This is a genomic window from Salegentibacter sp. T436, from assembly GCF_001932675.1.
In the GTDB taxonomy this organism is placed as follows: domain Bacteria; phylum Bacteroidota; class Bacteroidia; order Flavobacteriales; family Flavobacteriaceae; genus Salegentibacter; species Salegentibacter agarivorans.
In genome coordinates this window covers 696,046-715,276 of the sequence record NZ_CP012872.1, presented here as the reverse complement: position 1 = coordinate 715,276, position 19,231 = coordinate 696,046, and the positions used below count along the sequence as shown (strand labels likewise).

Sequence of the window (19,231 nt, the reverse complement as noted above, 5' to 3'; positions counted from 1 at the left end):
CGTAAGCGGGAAACTTGACCAGTCTTCAAAAAGACTAAAATAGCTTTTCTTACTTTTTTCGAAATAAGTTATTAAACCGCTTTTTCGGCTTTAACCCATTCGTAACCTCTTTCTTCCAGCTCGAGTGCAAGTTCTTTACCGCCAGATTTCACTATTTTACCGTCTATCATTACGTGAACTACATCTGGTACAATATAGTTAAGCAAACGCTGGTAGTGAGTAATTAGCAAAACTGCGTTGTCTTTGCTTCTTAATTTGTTTACCCCGTCGGCAACAATTTTAAGGGCATCAATATCCAAACCTGAATCGGTTTCATCAAGAATAGCCAATTTTGGTTCTAACATTGCCATTTGGAAGATTTCATTTCTTTTCTTTTCTCCACCTGAAAACCCATCATTTAAAGATCTTGACAAAAATTTACGGTCAATTTCCAAACTTTCAGATTTCTCTCTAATCTTTTTCAGCATTTCATTTGCCGGCATATCTTCCAGTCCATTAGCTTTTCTATGAGCGTTAATGGCGGTTTTCATAAAATTGGTAACTGAAACTCCAGGAATTTCCACCGGATATTGAAAAGAAAGAAAGATACCTTTATGAGCTCTTTCTTCAGGATCCATTTCTGAAATCTCTGTGTTTTCAAAAATAATTTCTCCCTGGGTTTGTTCAAATTCCTCTTTTCCCGCAATTACCGAAGAAAGTGTACTTTTTCCTGAACCATTAGGTCCCATAATAGCGTGAACTTCTCCGGGATTAATATCAAGATTAATTCCTTTTAAGATTTCTTTATCTTCTATACTTGCGTGTAAATTCTTTATTTGTAGCATAAATTATCTGTATGCATCCCGAATAAATTTGGGATTGGTTTATTATTCTTCTTCCTGTTCTTCTAAAGCCTTCTCAGACTCCAGAATTTCTATAATTTCTCTTATTTCTATATTCTCATCCCAGCCTTCCTGTCTTGGGTTGGGCACAATTTTTCCTTTAACTTTTACTGGAACCATATCGAATTCTTCCTTCTGAAATGGTTGTACCTGCTCGGCGAGTACTTTAGACATCGAGTCTATAGTTACACCATAAACAAAATCGCTTCCTCTTAAAATTGCTGCATCGCCGGCATAAATAAATTCACCGGTTAGCGTTTGAATACTATCGGGAACTTTTTCTGCTTCAGGCTGGTTCATTAGATCCTGGCGGCCTTCGTCCTGACAGGAAAAAGCCGTAAAAGCAAGGCTAAGAATTAGTAAAAACTTCTTCATTTCTTCAATCTTCATTCGCCCAAATTATCCTACAGATCCTTCCAGAGAAATTTCTAATAGTTTTTGTGCTTCCACTGCAAACTCCATAGGTAGTTTGTTCAATACCTCTTTACTAAACCCGTTAACAATAAGAGCAATAGCTTTCTCGGTATCAATACCACGTTGGTTACAGTAGAAAATTTGGTCTTCTCCAATTTTACTTGTGGTGGCTTCGTGTTCTACCTGCCCGCTTTTGTTTTTAACTTCAATATATGGGAAGGTATGCGCGCCACATTTATTTCCCATTAAGAGGGAATCACATTGTGAAAAGTTACGGGCATTTTCAGCTCTGCCGTTTATTTGCACGAGTCCGCGATAAGAGTTTTGCGACTGTCCCGCTGAAATACCTTTAGAGATAATGGTACTCTTGGTATTTTTACCAAGGTGAACCATTTTTGTACCGGTATCTGCCTGCTGGTGGTTGTTGGTAACCGCGATTGAATAAAATTCACCAATAGAATTATCTCCTTTTAAAATACAGGATGGATATTTCCAGGTTACTGCAGATCCCGTTTCAACTTGCGTCCAGGAAATCTTAGCTCCTTTTTCACAAAGTCCACGTTTGGTTACGAAGTTATAAACTCCTCCTTTTCCTTCTTTACTTCCCGGGAACCAGTTCTGTACAGTACTGTACTTAATTTCGGCATCATCTAATGCTATAAGTTCTACAACCGCCGCGTGTAATTGATTTTCGTCACGGGTAGGTGCGGTACAACCTTCAAGATAACTAACATAACTTCCCGGTTCTGCAACTACAAGCGTACGCTCAAATTGCCCGGTACCAGCCTGGTTAATTCTAAAATACGTTGAAAGTTCCATTGGGCATCTAACGCCTTTTGGAATGTAGCAAAATGAACCATCACTAAATACTGCAGAATTTAATGCTGCGTAAAAGTTATCGGTTGTAGGTACTACTGAGCCTATGTATTTTTTAACAAGCTCAGGATGTTCCCTGATTGCTTCTGAAATTGAACAAAAAATAATTCCTTTTTCAGCTAGCGTCTTTTTAAATGTTGTGGTTACAGAAACAGAATCCATAACTACATCTACAGCAACACCGGCAAGTTTTTTCTGTTCGTCTACAGAAATTCCAAGCTTTTTAAAAGTATCCAACAATTCTGGATCTACTTCGTCTAAACTCTCGTATTTAGGTTTTTTATTAGGAGCCGAATAGTAAGAAATATTCTGAAAATTTGGCTTTTCGTAATGCACGTTAGCCCATTCAGGTTCTTTCATGGTTTTCCAATGGCGATATGCTTTTAGTCGCCATTCAGTCATCCATTCCGGTTCTTCTTTCTTTTTGGAGATCGCTCTAACAATATCTTCATTTAATCCCACAGGAAATGTATCCGATTCAATGTCGGTATAAAACCCGTACTCATATTCTTTCGTTTCGAGCTCTTTTTTTAAATCATCTTCAGTATATGCCATCTCTTATTTATTCAAAAATATTTAAGGTTCAAAAGTTTAAAAATTTCGAGGTTTAATCTTTATTTTTAAATTCTGTTCCTTTTAATTAATTACAGAGAAAAACTTTCTCCGCATCCACAGGTTCTTTGGGCGTTAGGATTATTAAATACAAATCCCTTGCCGTTTAATCCGCCAGAAAATTCTAAAACAGTTCCTGCCAGGTATAATACGCTGCGTTTATCTACTACTATTTTTATATCGTTGTCTTCAAAAAGTTTGTCATCTTCGGCCTTGGATTTGTCAAAATTTAACTCATAAGACAAACCAGAGCAGCCTCCGCTTTTCACACCTACCCGAACAAAGTCTTTCATATTGTCAAAACCCTCTTCACTCATAAGTGTGGCAATCTTTTTTTTAGCGCTTTCGCTTACTTTTATCATAGCTTAAAAAGATTAATTCTAAATTGGGTACAAATATACTATAAAACAAGCGGTTTACCATAGCGCTGGTATATGTTTTAAGAATACATTGATAAGTCCTGCCAATTCTAATTTTTGAAAGGTCAATTGCTTTTAAATAACTGAAAATTAAAGCATTTAGTGTTTATTTTCAATTCTTTCTGAAATAAATAAACCGTCGTTTTTTTAATCTATGCCTATCTTTATAATGGCAGTTGAATAATATTCAGTTATTTTGCAAATTAAAATAATTAGTTATGTTTCAGGATAGTCAGGATATGCGCACAAACCTTTCAGAATTAGGTGAATTTGGATTAATAGATCATCTTACCAAAGGTTTTGAACCCAAACTTTCTTCAACTGTAAAAGCCATTGGCGACGATGCTGCAGTATTAAATTTTGAAAATAAACACACCGTAGTAACTACAGATCTTTTGGTGGAAGGTGTTCATTTTGATTTGGCTTATATGCCTCTTAAACATTTGGGGTATAAGGCGGTAATGGTAAATGCTTCAGATGTTTACGCAATGAATGCTAAAGCCACCCAAATCACTGTTTCTATAGCAGCTTCAAACAGGTTTCCGGTAGAAGCGCTGGAAGAATTATATTCGGGTATTGAACTTGCTGCGAAATTATATAATATTGATGTGGTAGGTGGTGATACTACTTCTTCAACTTCAGGCTTATTAATTAGTATCACCGCACTCGGCATTGCTGACAAAGAAGATATTGTTTACCGTAGCGGTGCTAAACCAAATGATTTGCTTGTGGTGACCGGCGATCTTGGTGCGGCTTATATGGGTCTGCAAATTTTAGAGCGTGAAAAAGAGGTTTTTAAAGCCAATCCGAACGCCCAACCAGATCTGGATCCTTATACTTATTTAATTGAAAGACAATTGAAGCCGGAAGCAAGAAAAGATATTGCGCCTTTATTGAAGGAACTTGGTGTAAAACCAACTTCTATGATAGATATTAGCGACGGACTCTCCTCTGAAATCATCCATTTATGTAAAAATTCTCAGGTTGGTGCAAATTTATATGAAGAGAAAATTCCGCTAGACCCGGCAGTGATTTCGGTTTGTGAGGAGTTTGATATAGATAGTACTACTATTGCTTTAAGTGGTGGCGAAGATTACGAATTACTTTTCACTATTTCCCAGGAAGATTATGATAAAATAAAAGCAAATCCTAACTTAACCGTAATAGGCCATATGGCAGAGGAAAAAGAAGGAATGCATTTAATAACGCGTGCAAACCAGAAGTTGCCACTAATTGCAAGAGGCTGGAATTCTATGGAAGATAAAAATGAAAAATCTGAGAAAAAGGAATAAATTTCCGGGAATTTAATTCCGAAATAAATGCTTAAGAAGCGTGAGCGTAATGCTTACGCTTTCTTTTTTGGTGTATTTTGGAAATATAATCGTTGGTTTCTTTGAATTTTGGGGTTAAGCGAGCCAAAAAACCATTTGCGGTATCGGTCATTTCCATGCCGCATTTCTCGCATTTGTATTCGTGAACGTGATCTGTAACATTTTTAGACACGCGTAATTTATGCCCGAAAATGCTGCAAAGAACTCTTCCGAATGAAAATCTAGTAGGGTGTTTTTCTTTCATAAAAGCTTGATTTTCTTATTTCTGAAAGTCTAAAGTATAAAAAAAAGTTAAACTTTCGACAAAAAGTTAAAATTTATCGACAAATTGCAAAATTTTAAAGAGTTCATTTTTATCTTCCAAAAAGGCTAAATGACCACCCGGAAGACTTTCAAACTCACTTCCACAACGTTTAGCTATGACTTTTATTGTGTTAAAATCCATAACAGGATCATTTTTTCCTGCAATCACAATTTTTTGTCCTTTAAAATTTGCAAAAAGCCCGGTGTGATCTGTACGAATTTTCATTCCTTTAATTGCAGCGTAGATTCCTTCAGTAGAAAACTTAAGAGCGCGATTTTTTAATTCTTCAATTTGAGGTTTGAATAATTTATTATTTGCTGGCCTCAATAAATTTGAGATAGCCATACTTACAAAAGCCCTTTTGTTTTTTAGAACCAAAGCAGCCGCGCGGTCGCGATTTGCTTTTCGTTCTTCAGAATCTGCCTGCGGAGTAGAATTTACCAACACCAGACTGTTGCACATTGTAGGAAAAATATTTTGAAATTCCAAACTCACATAGCCACCCATAGAATGACCTGCAAAAGAAGCCTGTTGAATATCAAGCTCGTCCAAAACCGCTTTTACTGCTTTTGCCATTTCAGCCATCGTGTGCACTTCTACAATATTCCCAGATTCACCGTGCCCGGGGAGGTCTATGCAAATAACCTTTCGCTTTGCTGATAGTTCTACCACAAAATCCTGCCATATTTCTTTAGACTCTAAAAAGCCATGCAAGAGAACTAGAGGATTTCCTGTTCCCTGTGAGGTAAAAGAAATAGGTGTGTTTTTATAGGTTGTTTTCATTAGTGCTTAAAATAGAAAAAGCCACGAATTCACAAAATAATTCTTGCATTCGTGGCTTTGGTTTTAAATCGTCATCCTGAACTGGTTTCAGGATCTTTCATTATTCTGGTAGATCTCATATTTGAATCTGAAACAAGTTCAGATACGTAAAAAGTAATTGACCTATTCTATTAAGAATTCATAATATCCTCAATCTCCTCAATTTCAATTGGGATATTGCGCATTAAGTTGAAAGGCTCGCCTTCTGGCTGAATTACCACATCATCTTCCAAACGAATTCCGAAACCTTCATCGGGTAAATAAATTCCCGGTTCTACGGTGAAAACCTGGTTGGGCTTCATGGGTTCGGTTAAAATCCCGTAATCGTGGGTGTCTAATCCAATATTATGCGCGGTCCCGTGCATAAAATATTTTTTATATGCAGGCCATTTTGGGTCTTCATTTTGAACATCGGCTTTATCCAATAAGCCATGATCTAGTAATTCTGATGTCATTAATTTACCGACTTCTTTATGGTATTCTGCCCATATTGTTCCGGGAACCAACCATTTTGTAGCTTCTTTTTTAACCTTATTTACAGTGTTGTAAATCTGTTTCTGTCTATCAGAAAACTTTCCTGAAACCGGAATAGTTCTGGTCATATCACTGGAATAATTGGCATATTCTGCCCCGGTGTCTAAAAGGATTAAATCTCCTTCTTTACATTGTTGGTTATTCTCGGTATAATGCAGTACGTTGGCGTTATTTCCACTGGCAATAATTGGAGTGTAAGCGAATCCGCGGCTACGGTTTCTAATCATTTCATGCCAGTATTCGGCTTCAATTTCGTGTTCCCACACTCCGGGTTTTGTGAATTTTAATGCCCTGCGGAAAGCTTTTTCGGTAATATCGCAAGCTTTTTGCATTAGATCCAGCTCAATAGGGTCTTTTACTGAACGTAGACGCTGCAAAATAGGATTACTTTTCGCTACCTGGTGTGCAGGATATTTTTCTTTACACCATTTTATAAATCTTTCGTCACGAGTTTCGGTTTGTACATTCGCACGATAATGCTCGTTGGTATTGAAATATACTGTCTCGCATTGGGACATTACTTCAAAGAAAATCTTCTCAAAATCCTGAAGCCAGTAAACCGTTTCTATACCGCTAACTTCTAAAGCTTTTTCCTTATCTAATTTTGCGCCTTCCCAAACTGCGATATGCGGATTAGTTTCCGTAAGAAATAAAATCTCACGATGCTCCGGTTTTGGGGCATCCGGGAAAAGCACCAAAATTGCTTCCTCCTGGTCTACACCGCTTAAATAAAATAAATCCCTGTTTTGCTGAAAAGGCATGGTGCTATCGGCACCAATCGGGTAAATATCGTTAGCATTAAAAACCGCAAGGCTGTTAGGCTTCATTCCAGCCGTAAAGCTTTTTCGGTTTTTTATAAATAATTTACTGTCTATTTGATCGTATTTCATTTGTTTATATTTTAAACCTCGCAGGTTTCCAAAACCTGTGAGGTTTGTTCGTTTGTAAAGTCTTCCTGCAAAGTTATCATTATCTCCCAGAGGAAAAAACCTCCAGGCAAGCCTATAAGTATTATCTGGAACTATAACTTGATTTCGAGACAAATCCTGGTTTACTCATATAAACCCAAACGGTTTTTAAGCTCTAGATTTTTCTTTTGTAATTTTTTCACCTGCCTTAATAAATGCTGAATTGCTTCAAGCCCTTCCAAATTTATATCGAGGTCGTAATGCAAACGCCATAGCCTCTCAAATTCTGAAATCTCATCGCAATGCACATACTCTGTGTCTTCTACGGTAATAATTTCTATCAAACCGCTTTCGTAAAGCGAACTAACAAAAGTGCGTTTCACTTTATACCTTGCGCAAATCTCATCGGTTGGTATTAAATCTTCTAAATTCATGAGCGTAATTTTTGAAGTTCTTGAAACAGTTCTCTTTCTCTCGCGCTTAAGTTTGTCGGCATTTTTACATCATAAGTGATAATTAAATCTCCAAACTGATTTTCCTTTTTATATTTCGGAAAGCCTTTGCCTTTTAATTTCACTTTAGTTCCGGGTTGGGTTTCAGGCTTTACTTTTAACTTAACTTTTCCGCCAAAAGTGTCTACGGTGAGTTCCCCGCCAAGTAAAGCGGTATATAAATCCAGGTTTACAGTGCAGAATAAATTCTCTTTTTCTCTTTTGAATTTTGTGTTGTTTGCAATATTAAAAGTGATATAAAGATCGCCTTTAGGGCCACCCTGAACGCCCGGCCCGCCGTGACCTTTAATCTTAATGGTTTGCCCATTCTCAACTCCGGCGGGTATTGTAAGTCGGATATTTTTCCCATTTACCGTTAGCGTTTGTTTGTGACTGGTATACACATCGCTTAGGTTTAGCTGAAGTTCAGCATTAAAATCCTGGCCTTTAAAATGACGGCCGCGGCCTGAACCGTGAGCTCTTGCGCCACTGCCAAACATTTCTTCAAAGAAGTCTGAAAAAGTATCATCGTCAAAATTTCCTGAATAGGAATAGCCGCCCTGGCCGCCACCAAATCCGCCGCCCGAGTAAGCTCTGCCGCCAGAAGCTTGCTGTTGTTTTTTAGCTTCTTCGTAAGCATCGGCGTGTTGCCAGTCTTTCCCGTATTGGTCGTATTTCTTACGTTTTTCGGGATCGCTCAAAACTTCGTTGGCTTCGTTTATTTGCTGAAACCTGAGCTGAGCTTCCTTATTATTGGGGTTGAGATCTGGGTGATATTTCCTGGCCAGCTTCCGGTAGGCTTTTTTAATATCAGCCTGGCTGGCAGATTTATCTAATTCCAGCAATTTGTAGTAGTCTATAAAATCCATGAAAACTTATGAATTAATGTTGAAATTCTATCTCCTGAAATTACTAAAAAGCTGGCTTAGTTCCCATTAAGTTTTTGCAAAATCGGAGAAATTAGGAGAAATTCAACCAAAAGGTGATTTTCGCAATCTTCAAGTTTGGGAATAATATTTTTAATGTTTCCCGAAAATTCTACTCGAGTTTACTCCGAAGTAGTTTACTGCTGAAATTAAATTGTAATTATTATTAAAAATTATTTTTAATATGAAGTTAATATTCAATTTTAAATTTTCATATGTAATCAGATATACTCTATTAGCTTTTTTTATGAAATATTTATTCAATATTTGTTTCAATATTAATACTTAAAACTTTAATGCTGTGTGTGGAATTGTTTGTGCATTCGATTTAAAAGAGAAGTCTGAAGACTTAAGACCTCAAATATTAGAAATGGCTAAATGTTTAAGACATCGTGGCCCAGACTGGAGTGGAATTTATAGTGATGAAAAAGCGATTTTGGCGCATGAGCGTCTGGCTATTGTAGATCCTATTTCTGGTGGACAACCATTATTATCTGATGATAAACAGCTAGTGCTTGCTGCAAATGGCGAGATCTATAATCATAAAGAATTAAGAAGTCAGTTTCCAAATTATAATTTTCAAACAAAATCTGATTGTGAGGTTATCCTTGCGCTCTATAAAGAAAAAGGAGATAGCTTTTTAGATGAATTAAACGGGATTTTTGGTTTTGCTATTTATGATGCTGAGAATGATGAGTATTTTATTGCTCGAGATCATATGGGGATTATTCCTTTATATATAGGCTGGGATCAAAACGGAACCTTTTATGTAGCTTCAGAACTTAAAGCTCTGGAAGGAAAATGTACTAAGATTGAATTATTTCCTCCCGGGCATTATTTATCCAGTAAAAAGGAAGGTTTTCAAAAATGGTATGAGCGTGACTGGATGGAATATGATGCCGTAAAGGATAATGAAACCAGTATCGAAGATTTAAAGGAAGCTCTTGAAAAAGCGGTACACCGGCAGTTAATGAGTGATGTTCCTTATGGGGTTTTACTTTCAGGTGGCTTAGATTCTTCAATTACTTCTGCAGTTGCCAAATTGTATTCAGAAAAAAGAATAGAGAGTGACGATAAAGACGCGGCCTGGTGGCCGAGATTGCACTCTTTTGCCATAGGGTTAGAGGGTTCGCCAGATCTTGCGGCTGCACAAAAAGTGGCCGATCATTTAGACACGGTGCATCACGAAATAAAATTCACTATACAGGAAGGATTAGATGCGATTAAAGATGTGATTTATCATTTAGAAACTTATGATGTAACCACAATTAGGGCGTCTACTCCTATGTATTTAATGGCTAGAACTATCAAATCTTTGGGAATCAAAATGGTGCTTTCGGGTGAAGGTGCAGATGAAATATTTGGTGGATATCTTTACTTTCATAAAGCTCCGAGTGCAAAGGATTTTCACGAGGAGACCGTTCGAAAATTAGATAAATTACATCAATATGATTGTTTGCGGGCTAATAAATCTCTTAGCGCCTGGGGTATAGAGGGTCGTGTTCCATTTTTGGATAAAGAATTTATGGACGTAGCCATGAGAATAAACCCGAAAGATAAGATGATTACCGGGGAACGTATTGAAAAATGGGTCCTAAGAAAGGCATTTGAAGATTATTTGCCAGAAAGCGTAGCCTGGAGGCAAAAAGAACAATTTTCAGATGGGGTTGGTTATAGTTGGATAGATACTTTAAAAGAATTGGTTAATGCAGAGGTGAGCGATGAGCAGCTTAAAAATGCACACTTTAAATTTCCAATTCAGCCACCATCTAGTAAAGAAGAATATTATTACCGATCTATTTTCACCGATCATTTTCCAAGTGATGCGGCAGCAATGTCAGTACCTTCTGTACCTTCTGTAGCTTGTAGTACACCAACCGCTTTAGAATGGGATGAGTCTTTTAAAAATATGAACGATCCATCGGGTAGAGCAGTAGCAAATGTTCATGCTGATAGTTACCAAAAAGCTTAGAAAAATAATTTCGAAAATTAAATTTTATTAAAAAGCTACCTAAATCTATGGGTAGCTTTTTTTATGGAGTTTTAATTCCTAACCTGGTTGTGAATTGTGTAGCCGTATTTATATGAATTTTCAGCAAAAAGAATTGAAGTGCCTTGGAAGATAGCATTAGGTAAAGGTTTTAAGCTTTATTATTGTGTTAATTCGGAATAATAATCTTCAACAAAATTATCGCTTACTTATACTTGTTCTAAATAGTCCTATAAACAGCCTTGAAAGTTTGTCCGTAAGTGATTTGGAGTGTATTTTTGCTGTTAAATTTCTATAAAATTATCAAACCAATGGGTGGATTTCTAAATTCAACCATAGCAAGAAAATTTGCTATGGCCTTATCGGGACTATTTCTGGTCTTATTTTTAGCTCAGCATTTCAGCATCAATTTTATTTCAGTATTCAGTAAAGACGTCTTTAATGAAGTTTCTCACTTTATGGGAACCAACTTTTTTGTCCAGGCTTTATTGCAACCGGTTCTAATTTTTGGAGTGATTTTTCACTTTGTAATGGGTTTTATACTGGAAGCGAAAAACCGTGGAGCAAGAGACATAAAATATGTGAAGTTTGCCGGAAATGAAAATTCAAGCTGGGTTTCAAGAAATATGATTTACTCCGGACTTGTAGTTTTAGCTTTTTTAGGGCTTCACTTTTACGATTTCTGGTTTCCGGAAATGATTCATAAATATATAGAATCGCATCCCGAAGACGCTGCTCGTTATTATGATGAGTTAGTGGCGAAATTCCAAAGCCCGGTTAGAACAATATTATACGTGGTTTCATTTGTATTTTTGGCCCTTCACCTTTATCACGGCTTTTCTTCTTCTTTCCAATCTGTTGGATGGAGAAATAAGTACGCTAAAGGACTTAGAGGATTTACCAAAGCTTATGCGATCATCATACCGCTAGGATTTATTTTTATAGCCCTTTTTCACTATATTAATAACCTTTAATACGTAAGATTTATGTCAGTTTTAGATTCAAAAATACCTAAAGGGCCTCTAGCAGAAAAGTGGACCAATCATAAAAATGATATTAACCTGGTAAACCCGGCCAATAAGCGTAATATCGATGTTATCGTTATTGGAACAGGTCTTGCGGGAGGAGCTGCAGCTGCAACTCTTGCCGAATTAGGTTATAATGTAAAAACATTTTGTTATCAAGATTCTCCAAGACGTGCTCACTCAATCGCCGCCCAGGGAGGAATTAACGCCTCCAAAAATTACCAGGGAGATGGCGATTCAGATTACCGTTTGTTTTACGATACTGTAAAAGGTGGGGATTATCGTTCTCGTGAAGGGAACGTTTATCGTCTTGCTGAGGTTTCAGGAAATATTATAGATCAATGTGTGGCACAGGGAGTTCCTTTTGCCCGTGAATATGGTGGTTATTTAGATAACCGCTCTTTTGGTGGGGTGCTTGTTTCCCGTACCTTTTATGCGAAAGGACAAACAGGACAACAGTTGTTGTTGGGAGCATATTCAGCAATGAACCGCCAAATTAACCGTGGAAAGATCAAGCCTTACAACCGTCACGAAATGATGGATTTGGTATTGGTAGATGGTAAAGCTCGTGGAATTATTGCCAGAAATATGGTTACCGGTGAGATTGAACGCCACTCGGCTCACGCCGTGGTATTGGCTTCCGGTGGTTATGGGAATGTTTTCTTCCTTTCTACAAATGCGATGGGAAGTAACGTGATGGCAGCCTGGAGAGCTCACCGTAGAGGAGCTTATTTCGCTAACCCTTGCTATACACAAATTCACCCAACCTGTATTCCGGTTACCGGAGATCACCAGTCTAAATTGACTTTGATGTCTGAATCTCTTCGGAATGATGGACGAATCTGGGTGCCTAAGAAAAAAGAAGATGCAAAGGCAATAAGAGAAGGCAAGAAAAAACCAACAGAACTTTCAGAAGAAGAAAGAGATTATTATTTAGAGCGTCGTTATCCCGCATTTGGTAACCTTGTGCCTCGAGATGTGGCTTCAAGAGCAGCTAAAGAGCGTTGCGATGCCGGTTATGGAGTAAATAAAACAGGACAGGCAGTTTATCTTGATTTCTCTAGTGCTATTGAGCGTTACGGAAAAGAAAAAGCCTTTACCTCTGGAAATAAAAATGCTTCAAAAGAAGAAATTACAAAACTTGGGAAAGAAGTTGTGGCTTCTAAATACGGAAACCTCTTCGATATGTATCAGAAGATCGTAGACCAGAATCCGTATGAAACCCCAATGATGATATATCCTGCGGTTCACTATACAATGGGTGGACTTTGGGTAGATTACAACCTACAAACTACCATTCCTGGTTGTTATGCTGCCGGAGAAGCAAACTTCTCAGATCACGGCGCTAACAGACTTGGGGCTTCTGCATTAATGCAAGGGCTGGCAGATGGTTATTTTGTACTACCATACACTATTGGAGATTATTTATCAAAAGACATTCGTACCGGAGCAATTCCTACAGATTCAGCAGAATTTGAAGAAACCGAGAAAGCAGTGAAGGAGCGAATTGATAAAATGATGAATGCCGGCGGAACGAAATCTGTAGATTCCTATCACAAGGAATTAGGATTGATTATGTGGAACAAATGTGGAATGGCACGTAATGCAGAAGGATTAAAAGAAGCGATTGAAGAAATTGCAGCTTTAAGAGAAGATTTCTGGAAAAACGTAAAAGTTCCCGGAAGTGCAACTTCTAAGAACGCTGAGCTTGAAAAAGCAGGTCGTGTAGCAGATTTCCTTGAACTTGGAGAGTTATTCGCTAAAGATGCACTACATAGAGAAGAATCTTGTGGAGGGCACTTTAGAGAAGAATACCAAACCGAGGAAGGTGAAGCTTTAAGAGACGATGAGAACTTTAAGTATGTTGCTGCCTGGGAATATAAAGGGAAACCTGCAGATGCCGTGCTTCATAAAGAAGACCTGGTATTTGAAAATATAGAATTGAAAACAAGAAGTTATAAATAGAATTGAGATTTTAGTATTGAGTATAAAAGCTCAATACTAAATACTCACTACTCAATACTTTTAACGATATGAAGTTAACACTTAAAATATGGCGTCAGGAAAATGCCACTGCTAAAGGAAAAATGGTAGATTATCCTGTAGATGGGATAGACGGTGATATGTCTTTTCTTGAAATGCTGGATATACTTAACGAGCAGTTGGTAGAAAAAGGAGAAGATACCATTCAGTTTGATCACGATTGTCGTGAGGGAATTTGTGGTTCCTGTTCTTTGCAAATTAACGGGGAGCCTCACGGGCCAGATAAGTTAATCGCAACCTGCCAGTTGCATATGCGTTCTTTTAAAGATGGTGATACCATTTATATAGAGCCATTTAGAGCAAAAGCTTTTCCGGTAATAAAAGACCTTATTGTAGATCGTACTGCTTTTGACAGGATTCAACAAGCCTGGGGATATGTTTCGGTAAATACTTCGGGGAACACCGTAGATGCCAATACTATTCCTATAGAAAAAGAAAAAGCCGATGAAGCTTTTAACGCGGCAACCTGTATTGGTTGTGGAGCTTGTGTAGCAGCTTGTAAAAATGCAAGTGCTATGTTGTTTACTTCAGCAAAAGTTTCTCAATATGCTTTGCTTCCGCAAGGGCGTGTAGAAGCTACTGAGCGTGTTCAGGCAATGGTTAGACAAATGGACGAAGAAGGATTTGGAAACTGTAGTAATACGGGAGCCTGCGAAATAGAATGTCCTAAAGGAATTTCTTTAGAGAATATCGCGCGTATGAACCGTGAATATCTTGCAGCTAGCGTAAAAGGATAAAACTTCCTTAAATACAAATAAATCAATCCCAAATTCCTTTTGAATTTGGGATTTTTTATGCAACTTATTTAAAAATAACATAATGCCAGATTTCCAAAATCTTCCTTCAAAACTTCCAGCCGGAAAAACCAGTATATTTTCAGTAATGAGTGGACTGGCAAGAAAGCATAATGCGATAGATCTTTCTCAGGGTTTTCCGAATTTCGAAACCGATAATCATTTAAAGGAGCTGGTTTGTAAAGCTATGAAAGATGGCTACAACCAGTATCCGCCAATGAATGGCATTCCCGAATTGCGTGAGCAAATAGTTAGTAAAATAGAAAATCTTTACGGGAAGAAATACGATGAAGCTTCTGAAATTATCTTCACCGCTGGAGCTACCCAGGCATTGTATTGTGCTATAAGCGCATTTGTTCATCCTGGAGATGAAGTAATTGTCTTTAAACCGGCTTACGATTCTTACGAACCGGACATTAAACTGGCCGGTGGGAAACCTGTTTTAATTGAATTAAAAGGAAAAGATTTTAAAATTGACTGGCAGGAAGTGGAAGAAAAAATCACTTCTAAAACCAGGATGATCGTAATCAATACACCGCATAATCCGACTGGAACTGTTCTTTCAAAAAACGATATGCAGCAACTTGAAAAATTGCTAAAAGACACCAATATTATCCTGTTAAGCGATGAGGTTTATGAGCATCTTATTTATGATGAGGAACAGCATCAAAGTGCCTCAAAGTTCCTTGGTTTAGCTGAAAGAGCTATTGTTTGTGCTTCTTTTGGGAAAACTTTTCATAACACGGGTTGGAAAATGGGCTACTGCGTGGCACCCGAAGTTTTAATGAAAGAGATCATTAAGTTTCATCAGGCTACGGTTTTTTGTGTTAATCATCCAATGCAAAGAGCTTTCGCTGAATATTTAAAAAATCCGGATCATTATTTGAACCTGGGAAATTTCTATCAGAAAAAGCGAGATAAGTTTTTGGAATTGATGCAGGGCTCAAAATTTAAAGGAACACCTTCAAAAGGAACCTATTTCCAAGTGATGGATTATTCAGAAATTACCGATGAACACGATGTGGATTTTGCGAAAAGATTAATTACTGAATTCGGACTGGCCACAATTCCGGTTTCGGTATTTCATAAAGATGGCAAAGATCACAAACAATTGCGTTTCTGTTTTGCCAAAACCGATGAAACCCTGGAAAAAGCAGCTGAGATTTTACATAAATTATAATATTACGTCATCCTGAACTTGTTTCAGGATCTAATTATGCAAGTCTAAAGGAGAAGGCGGAAGCCGACGCGGCAATCTGTGCTTTTCTAAAATCCGCAAGAGATTACTTCTCCCGATTAGCATCGGGATCGTAATGACGTATAGTTTCATACATTGTAATTAGATGACAATAAACCTCCAAAACCAAACTTTTGAACTCCACCCCAGCGGTGCCGCTTTTTGGAAAGAAGAGGAAATCCTCTTAATTAGCGATGTGCATTTGGGGAAGATCTCGCATTTCAGGAAATTTGGAAGTGCAGTGCCTCATAAAGCTATTAATGCAAATTTTTTAAGGCTGAGTGAAGTTGTTGGGAAATTTCAGCCTAAAACCGTCTGTTTTCTAGGCGATCTTTTTCATAGCGATCTTAATAGTGAGTGGAAATTATTCGAAAACTGGCTCAGTTATGTAGAAGCCGAAGTAGTTTTAATAGCAGGAAATCACGATATAATTTCTCCCTTAAAATATGAAAAGCTGGGCGTTAAAATTCATTCAGAATGGCAGCTTAATGGTTTTTTACTTACCCATCATCCTGAAAACAGAGTAGGTTTCTTTAATCTTTGTGGCCATATTCATCCTGGCTACCGATTAAATGGAAAAGGAAAACAAAGCCTGAAGTTACCTTGTTTTTTCCGAAGAAAAGATCAGTTGATCTTTCCTGCGTTTGGAGAATTCACCGGGAATTTTATGATGAAGCTAAATGAAGGGGAAAAAGCATACGCGATTACCCAAAATGAAGTAATTTTAATAGAAAACAGCTAAAAATGGAAAAACGTCTTGCTATTTTAAATTTCATCTCGGTATTCTTGATCATTGCGGTAAGTTATATTTCCCAAACCGGGATTATTAACGGCAACACTATGGGCAGCCTTAGCGCCGAGTATTATAATCTTTTTACTCCTGCAGGTTACGCTTTTGCCATTTGGGGAATAATCTTCCTTTCGCTTTTAGGTTTTTCCGGCTATCAACTTTTCCAGGCATTTTCCGCGAAAAATGATCTGGAGTTTTTAAGGAATTCTGGGTATTGGTTTCTAATTGCTAACCTTGCCAATGCCGGTTGGGTTATCGCCTGGCTTAATGAATTTACAGGACTTTCGGTTTTATTGATGTTTCTAATTATGTTTTCCTTAATAAAAGTCATTCTCAATACCAATATGGAGCGCTGGGATGCTCCCTTAAAGATCATTGCTTTTAGTTGGTGGCCTATCTGCTTGTATTCGGGTTGGATCGCCGTTGCCAGTATCGCCAATGTTTCGGCTTACCTTTCTAAAATAGGCTGGACAGCCCCGTTTTTTGGGGAAGAAATTTGGACGGTTATTATTATTGCAGTGGCTGTTTTTATAAATATCGCTATCATCTGGCGCAGAAATATGCGGGAATTTGCCGCAGTTGGAGTTTGGGCGTTAATCGCTATTTATTTTAGACATTTTGGCGAAATTCCACTTATTACTTATTCTGCTTTAATAGGTGCGGTTGCTATTTTTTCAAATATTATTTATCACGGTTGGATGAATAAGGAAACTAACCCGATGTATAAGTTCCTTGAGAGTAAAACTAAATCCAGTAGTCAATAAAAAAGTAAAGAATTTAAACCATTCCTTTAATGTCGCTTGCCCAACTGGGATAAGTGAAAATCATTTTTTTTAAAGTTTCACAATCAAGCTTTCCACACATCGCCATTACAAACATATTGATGATTTCTGAAGCTTCCGGGCCAACCAAATGAGCGCCAAGTACCAATCCGGTTTTCTTATCCACTAAGGTCTTATAAGCATATATCTTTTCATTGATGTGTTTAGCATTAAACCAGTCGGGCACTAATTTATGTTCCAGTTCATAGTCGTATCCCTGTTCCTTAGCTTCTTTTTCTGAAAGTCCTACGAAAGCCAGTTTTGGTAGGGTATAAACCACGGTAGGTTGAGGAGGATAATCTGCTTTTTTAGGCTCTTTACTATTTAAAAGATTTGCTGAAACGATCTTTGATTCCTGTGAAGAAAGCGGGGTTAAAGGTAATCCCGAACTGTCTGAAACATCACCACAGGCATACACGTTTTTATTGGTTGAATTTTGAAGAAATTCGTTAACCGTAATTCCCTTTTTTGAAAAGGCAACGTTTCCTTTTTCCAGATCCAGATCTTCTATAGATGGAACACGACCTGCAGTATTAAAAACCATTTCAGCTTTTGCTGAAATCTCTTTCCCATCCTGAATTCCTTTTACCCTAAAGTTCTTTTGCAGCTTTTCAATTTCCTTCACTTCTGCATTAAAAATAAAATCGATTCCCAGATCTTCTTCCGAAACCTGCTGGATGTAGTTCACCATATCTTCATCAAAGTTGGAAAGCGGACCTGGCATAAAATCCATCATGGTGACTTTTACACCAAAACGGGCTGCGATATGCGCGAATTCCATCCCAATATATCCGGCGCCGATAAAAATCATTGTTTCGGGTAATTCTTTTAGATCGAGAAAATCTTCACTTAAAAGAGCGTATTCTTCGCCAGGAATTCTCAACGGCATAGGTTTTTGTCCGGTTGCGATAACGATCTTATCTGCGGTTATCGTTTTGCCTTCCACAGAAAGCGTGTTTTTATCTAAAAATTTCGGAGATTGGTGATACATTTTTATGTCCAGGGCTGCCAGATCTTTTTCGGTAGCAGCAGGAATGGCATCTAAGAATGTTTCTTTAAAAGTCATTAGATCACTCCAATTTACTTCCGGCATTTTCGTAATTCCTTTACCTTGCATTTTAGTGGCGCGATCTATAATTTCGGTAAAACCTACCAGAACTTTTTTAGGATCACAGCCACGATTTGGGCAGGTGCCGCCATACTCCCTGTTATCGGTTATCGCTACTTTCCATCCTGCTTTAGCGCAATCTTTAGCAACACCCTTTCCGGCGGTCCCGGTTCCTATCACAAATACATCAAAATGCTCAAATCCCATAATTATAAATTCTTACAGCAAATTAGGCATCTGCAGGCATTTTTGCTGTTATGAAAATGGTAAAAGTGGAGTAGAGATAAAATTTGTAATTTTATAAGACCAATAATATTCTGATTATGGAAACAATAGCGTTAAAGAAAACGGTCCTTAAATATGTTGAAGAAGCAGATGCACGTCTATTAGAAATGATGCTTTCTCTCGCCGAAAGTTATGAAAATAACGACTCTTCAGTTCTCTCCGAATCAGATTACCATGAAATGGATAACCGCAGGTTGAATCATTTAAAAGAGAAAAGCGAATCATATTCCTGGGAAGAAGTGCAGCAAAGAGCTAAAAATGCTTTGAAGAAATGACTTTTAAGCTTATAATTAAAGAGGAAGCTCAATTAGAAGTAATTGAAGCTTTTCTTTATTATGAGAGAAAACAAAGTGGGTTGGGTGATTTATTTTTAGATCATCTTAACTCGTATTTTAAGTGGATTAAAAACTATCCTTTTCATTTTTCGGAGAAAAGAAAACCATTTAGGGAAGCTGTAGTCAAACGCTTCCCCTATGTTATTATCTACGAAGTCCAGGAGAGTGAGGTGATTGTTTATTCCGTATTTAATTCCTGGCAAGATCCCGAAAAGAAAAAAGTATAAATCAACTAACGTTAAAAAAATGTTGAGAGGTTGCGGGACAAAATTTCTGCAATTATCT

General features: G+C 37.6%; 20 protein-coding genes. 10 read left to right on the top strand and 10 right to left on the bottom strand.

The genetic code is table 11. From position 1 onward, the window contains the following. Positions 1–71 precede the first annotated feature (71 nt). From sufC to AO058_RS03080, 4 genes are all read right to left on the bottom strand, one after another. Positions 72–824: a Fe-S cluster assembly ATPase SufC gene (sufC, locus tag AO058_RS03095; RefSeq protein ID WP_075325184.1), complete on the bottom strand. Its 753-nt coding sequence runs from the start codon at positions 822–824 to the stop codon at positions 72–74. Between the two features lie 42 nt (positions 825–866). Continuing rightward, a complete protein-coding gene (locus tag AO058_RS03090) occupies positions 867–1,271 on the bottom strand; it encodes a hypothetical protein (RefSeq protein ID WP_083634124.1) in 405 nt (134 codons plus the stop codon). Positions 1,272–1,280: 9 nt separating this feature from the next. Then, positions 1,281–2,726 (bottom strand): Fe-S cluster assembly protein SufB, encoded by a 1,446-nt coding sequence (gene sufB / locus AO058_RS03085; protein ID WP_075325183.1) that lies wholly within the window; start codon positions 2,724–2,726, stop codon positions 1,281–1,283. 89 nt (positions 2,727–2,815) lie between these two features. Continuing rightward, the gene (locus AO058_RS03080; RefSeq protein ID WP_075325182.1) at positions 2,816–3,145 is read right to left on the bottom strand and encodes a HesB/IscA family protein; all 330 of its coding nucleotides are present in this window, start codon (positions 3,143–3,145) and stop codon (positions 2,816–2,818) included. 275 nt (positions 3,146–3,420) lie between these two features. Between AO058_RS03080 and thiL the strand changes: the two genes are divergently transcribed. Beyond that, positions 3,421–4,494, top strand: a complete 1,074-nt coding sequence (thiL, locus tag AO058_RS03075) for a thiamine-phosphate kinase (protein ID WP_075325181.1) — start codon at positions 3,421–3,423, stop codon at positions 4,492–4,494. Between the two features lie 31 nt (positions 4,495–4,525). Here thiL and AO058_RS03070 read toward each other — a convergent pair whose 3' ends face one another. The 5 genes from AO058_RS03070 to AO058_RS03050 all read right to left on the bottom strand — a co-directional run bounded on the left by AO058_RS03070 (position 4,526) and on the right by AO058_RS03050 (position 8,461). Then, the gene (locus AO058_RS03070) at positions 4,526–4,777 is read right to left on the bottom strand and encodes a hypothetical protein (RefSeq protein ID WP_075325180.1); all 252 of its coding nucleotides are present in this window, start codon (positions 4,775–4,777) and stop codon (positions 4,526–4,528) included. Positions 4,778–4,843: 66 nt separating this feature from the next. Next, a complete protein-coding gene (locus tag AO058_RS03065; protein ID WP_075325179.1) occupies positions 4,844–5,620 on the bottom strand; it encodes an alpha/beta fold hydrolase in 777 nt (258 codons plus the stop codon). 170 nt (positions 5,621–5,790) lie between these two features. Continuing rightward, on the bottom strand, positions 5,791–7,083 hold the full coding sequence (locus tag AO058_RS03060) for an aminopeptidase P family protein (protein ID WP_075327870.1): 1,293 nt from the start codon (positions 7,081–7,083) through the stop codon (positions 5,791–5,793). 161 nt (positions 7,084–7,244) lie between these two features. Continuing rightward, the gene (locus tag AO058_RS03055; protein WP_075325178.1) at positions 7,245–7,535 is read right to left on the bottom strand and encodes a chaperone modulator CbpM; all 291 of its coding nucleotides are present in this window, start codon (positions 7,533–7,535) and stop codon (positions 7,245–7,247) included. Next, the gene (locus AO058_RS03050; RefSeq protein WP_075325177.1) at positions 7,532–8,461 is read right to left on the bottom strand and encodes a DnaJ C-terminal domain-containing protein; all 930 of its coding nucleotides are present in this window, start codon (positions 8,459–8,461) and stop codon (positions 7,532–7,534) included. The genes AO058_RS03055 and AO058_RS03050 overlap by 4 nt, the downstream gene beginning before the upstream one ends. Positions 8,462–8,819: 358 nt before the next feature. Here AO058_RS03050 and asnB point away from each other — a divergent pair, with 358 nt between their 5' ends. The 7 genes from asnB to AO058_RS03015 all read left to right on the top strand — a co-directional run bounded on the left by asnB (position 8,820) and on the right by AO058_RS03015 (position 17,161). Continuing rightward, entirely contained in the window at positions 8,820–10,490 is a 1,671-nt protein-coding gene (gene asnB, locus AO058_RS03045; RefSeq protein WP_075325176.1) for an asparagine synthase B, read from the top strand. Between the two features lie 329 nt (positions 10,491–10,819). Then, positions 10,820–11,482: a succinate dehydrogenase cytochrome b subunit gene (locus AO058_RS03040; RefSeq protein WP_075325175.1), complete on the top strand. Its 663-nt coding sequence runs from the start codon at positions 10,820–10,822 to the stop codon at positions 11,480–11,482. A gap of 12 nt (positions 11,483–11,494) precedes the next feature. Continuing rightward, positions 11,495–13,498 carry a fumarate reductase/succinate dehydrogenase flavoprotein subunit gene (locus tag AO058_RS03035; protein WP_075325174.1) on the top strand — a complete coding sequence of 668 codons (2,004 nt, stop codon included), beginning with the start codon at positions 11,495–11,497 and terminating at the stop codon, positions 13,496–13,498. A 68-nt stretch (positions 13,499–13,566) separates the two neighbouring features. Beyond that, a complete protein-coding gene (locus AO058_RS03030; protein ID WP_075325173.1) occupies positions 13,567–14,313 on the top strand; it encodes a succinate dehydrogenase/fumarate reductase iron-sulfur subunit in 747 nt (248 codons plus the stop codon). Between the two features lie 82 nt (positions 14,314–14,395). After that, positions 14,396–15,550, top strand: coding sequence for a methionine aminotransferase (locus AO058_RS03025; protein ID WP_075325172.1), 1,155 nt, complete (start codon positions 14,396–14,398; stop codon positions 15,548–15,550). A gap of 163 nt (positions 15,551–15,713) precedes the next feature. Then, entirely contained in the window at positions 15,714–16,349 is a 636-nt protein-coding gene (gene pdeM / locus AO058_RS03020) for a ligase-associated DNA damage response endonuclease PdeM (protein WP_075325171.1), read from the top strand. 2 nt (positions 16,350–16,351) lie between these two features. Further along, a complete protein-coding gene (locus AO058_RS03015; protein WP_075325170.1) occupies positions 16,352–17,161 on the top strand; it encodes a hypothetical protein in 810 nt (269 codons plus the stop codon). A gap of 13 nt (positions 17,162–17,174) precedes the next feature. On the opposite strand, the gene AO058_RS03010 is transcribed toward AO058_RS03015, so the two are convergent. Beyond that, entirely contained in the window at positions 17,175–18,533 is a 1,359-nt protein-coding gene (locus AO058_RS03010; RefSeq protein WP_075325169.1) for a dihydrolipoyl dehydrogenase family protein, read from the bottom strand. 116 nt (positions 18,534–18,649) lie between these two features. Here AO058_RS03010 and AO058_RS03005 point away from each other — a divergent pair, with 116 nt between their 5' ends. Together AO058_RS03005 and AO058_RS03000 are read left to right on the top strand one after the other, a co-directional pair. Further along, positions 18,650–18,886 carry a hypothetical protein gene (locus AO058_RS03005; protein ID WP_075325168.1) on the top strand — a complete coding sequence of 79 codons (237 nt, stop codon included), beginning with the start codon at positions 18,650–18,652 and terminating at the stop codon, positions 18,884–18,886. Then, on the top strand, positions 18,883–19,173 hold the full coding sequence (locus tag AO058_RS03000) for a type II toxin-antitoxin system RelE/ParE family toxin (RefSeq protein ID WP_075325167.1): 291 nt from the start codon (positions 18,883–18,885) through the stop codon (positions 19,171–19,173). The genes AO058_RS03005 and AO058_RS03000 overlap by 4 nt, the downstream gene beginning before the upstream one ends. The last annotated feature ends 58 nt before the right edge of the window (positions 19,174–19,231 follow it).

Bases quoted from the DNA above. Each gene is read 5' to 3' on its own strand.
- sufC (WP_075325184.1), bottom strand. From the start codon at position 824: ATGCTACAAATAAAGAATTTACACGCAAGTATAGAAGATAAAGAAATC.
- AO058_RS03090 (WP_083634124.1), bottom strand. From the start codon at position 1,271: ATGAAGATTGAAGAAATGAAGAAGTTTTTACTAATTCTTAGCCTTGCT.
- sufB (WP_075325183.1), bottom strand. From the start codon at position 2,726: ATGGCATATACTGAAGATGATTTAAAAAAAGAGCTCGAAACGAAAGAA.
- AO058_RS03080 (WP_075325182.1), bottom strand. From the start codon at position 3,145: ATGATAAAAGTAAGCGAAAGCGCTAAAAAAAAGATTGCCACACTTATG.
- thiL (WP_075325181.1), top strand. From the start codon at position 3,421: ATGTTTCAGGATAGTCAGGATATGCGCACAAACCTTTCAGAATTAGGT.
- AO058_RS03070 (WP_075325180.1), bottom strand. From the start codon at position 4,777: ATGAAAGAAAAACACCCTACTAGATTTTCATTCGGAAGAGTTCTTTGC.
- AO058_RS03065 (WP_075325179.1), bottom strand. From the start codon at position 5,620: ATGAAAACAACCTATAAAAACACACCTATTTCTTTTACCTCACAGGGA.
- AO058_RS03060 (WP_075327870.1), bottom strand. From the start codon at position 7,083: ATGAAATACGATCAAATAGACAGTAAATTATTTATAAAAAACCGAAAA.
- AO058_RS03055 (WP_075325178.1), bottom strand. From the start codon at position 7,535: ATGAATTTAGAAGATTTAATACCAACCGATGAGATTTGCGCAAGGTAT.
- AO058_RS03050 (WP_075325177.1), bottom strand. From the start codon at position 8,461: ATGGATTTTATAGACTACTACAAATTGCTGGAATTAGATAAATCTGCC.
- AO058_RS03040 (WP_075325175.1), top strand. From the start codon at position 10,820: ATGGGTGGATTTCTAAATTCAACCATAGCAAGAAAATTTGCTATGGCC.
- AO058_RS03035 (WP_075325174.1), top strand. From the start codon at position 11,495: ATGTCAGTTTTAGATTCAAAAATACCTAAAGGGCCTCTAGCAGAAAAG.
- AO058_RS03030 (WP_075325173.1), top strand. From the start codon at position 13,567: ATGAAGTTAACACTTAAAATATGGCGTCAGGAAAATGCCACTGCTAAA.
- AO058_RS03025 (WP_075325172.1), top strand. From the start codon at position 14,396: ATGCCAGATTTCCAAAATCTTCCTTCAAAACTTCCAGCCGGAAAAACC.
- pdeM (WP_075325171.1), top strand. From the start codon at position 15,714: ATGACAATAAACCTCCAAAACCAAACTTTTGAACTCCACCCCAGCGGT.
- AO058_RS03015 (WP_075325170.1), top strand. From the start codon at position 16,352: ATGGAAAAACGTCTTGCTATTTTAAATTTCATCTCGGTATTCTTGATC.
- AO058_RS03010 (WP_075325169.1), bottom strand. From the start codon at position 18,533: ATGGGATTTGAGCATTTTGATGTATTTGTGATAGGAACCGGGACCGCC.
- AO058_RS03005 (WP_075325168.1), top strand. From the start codon at position 18,650: ATGGAAACAATAGCGTTAAAGAAAACGGTCCTTAAATATGTTGAAGAA.
- AO058_RS03000 (WP_075325167.1), top strand. From the start codon at position 18,883: ATGACTTTTAAGCTTATAATTAAAGAGGAAGCTCAATTAGAAGTAATT.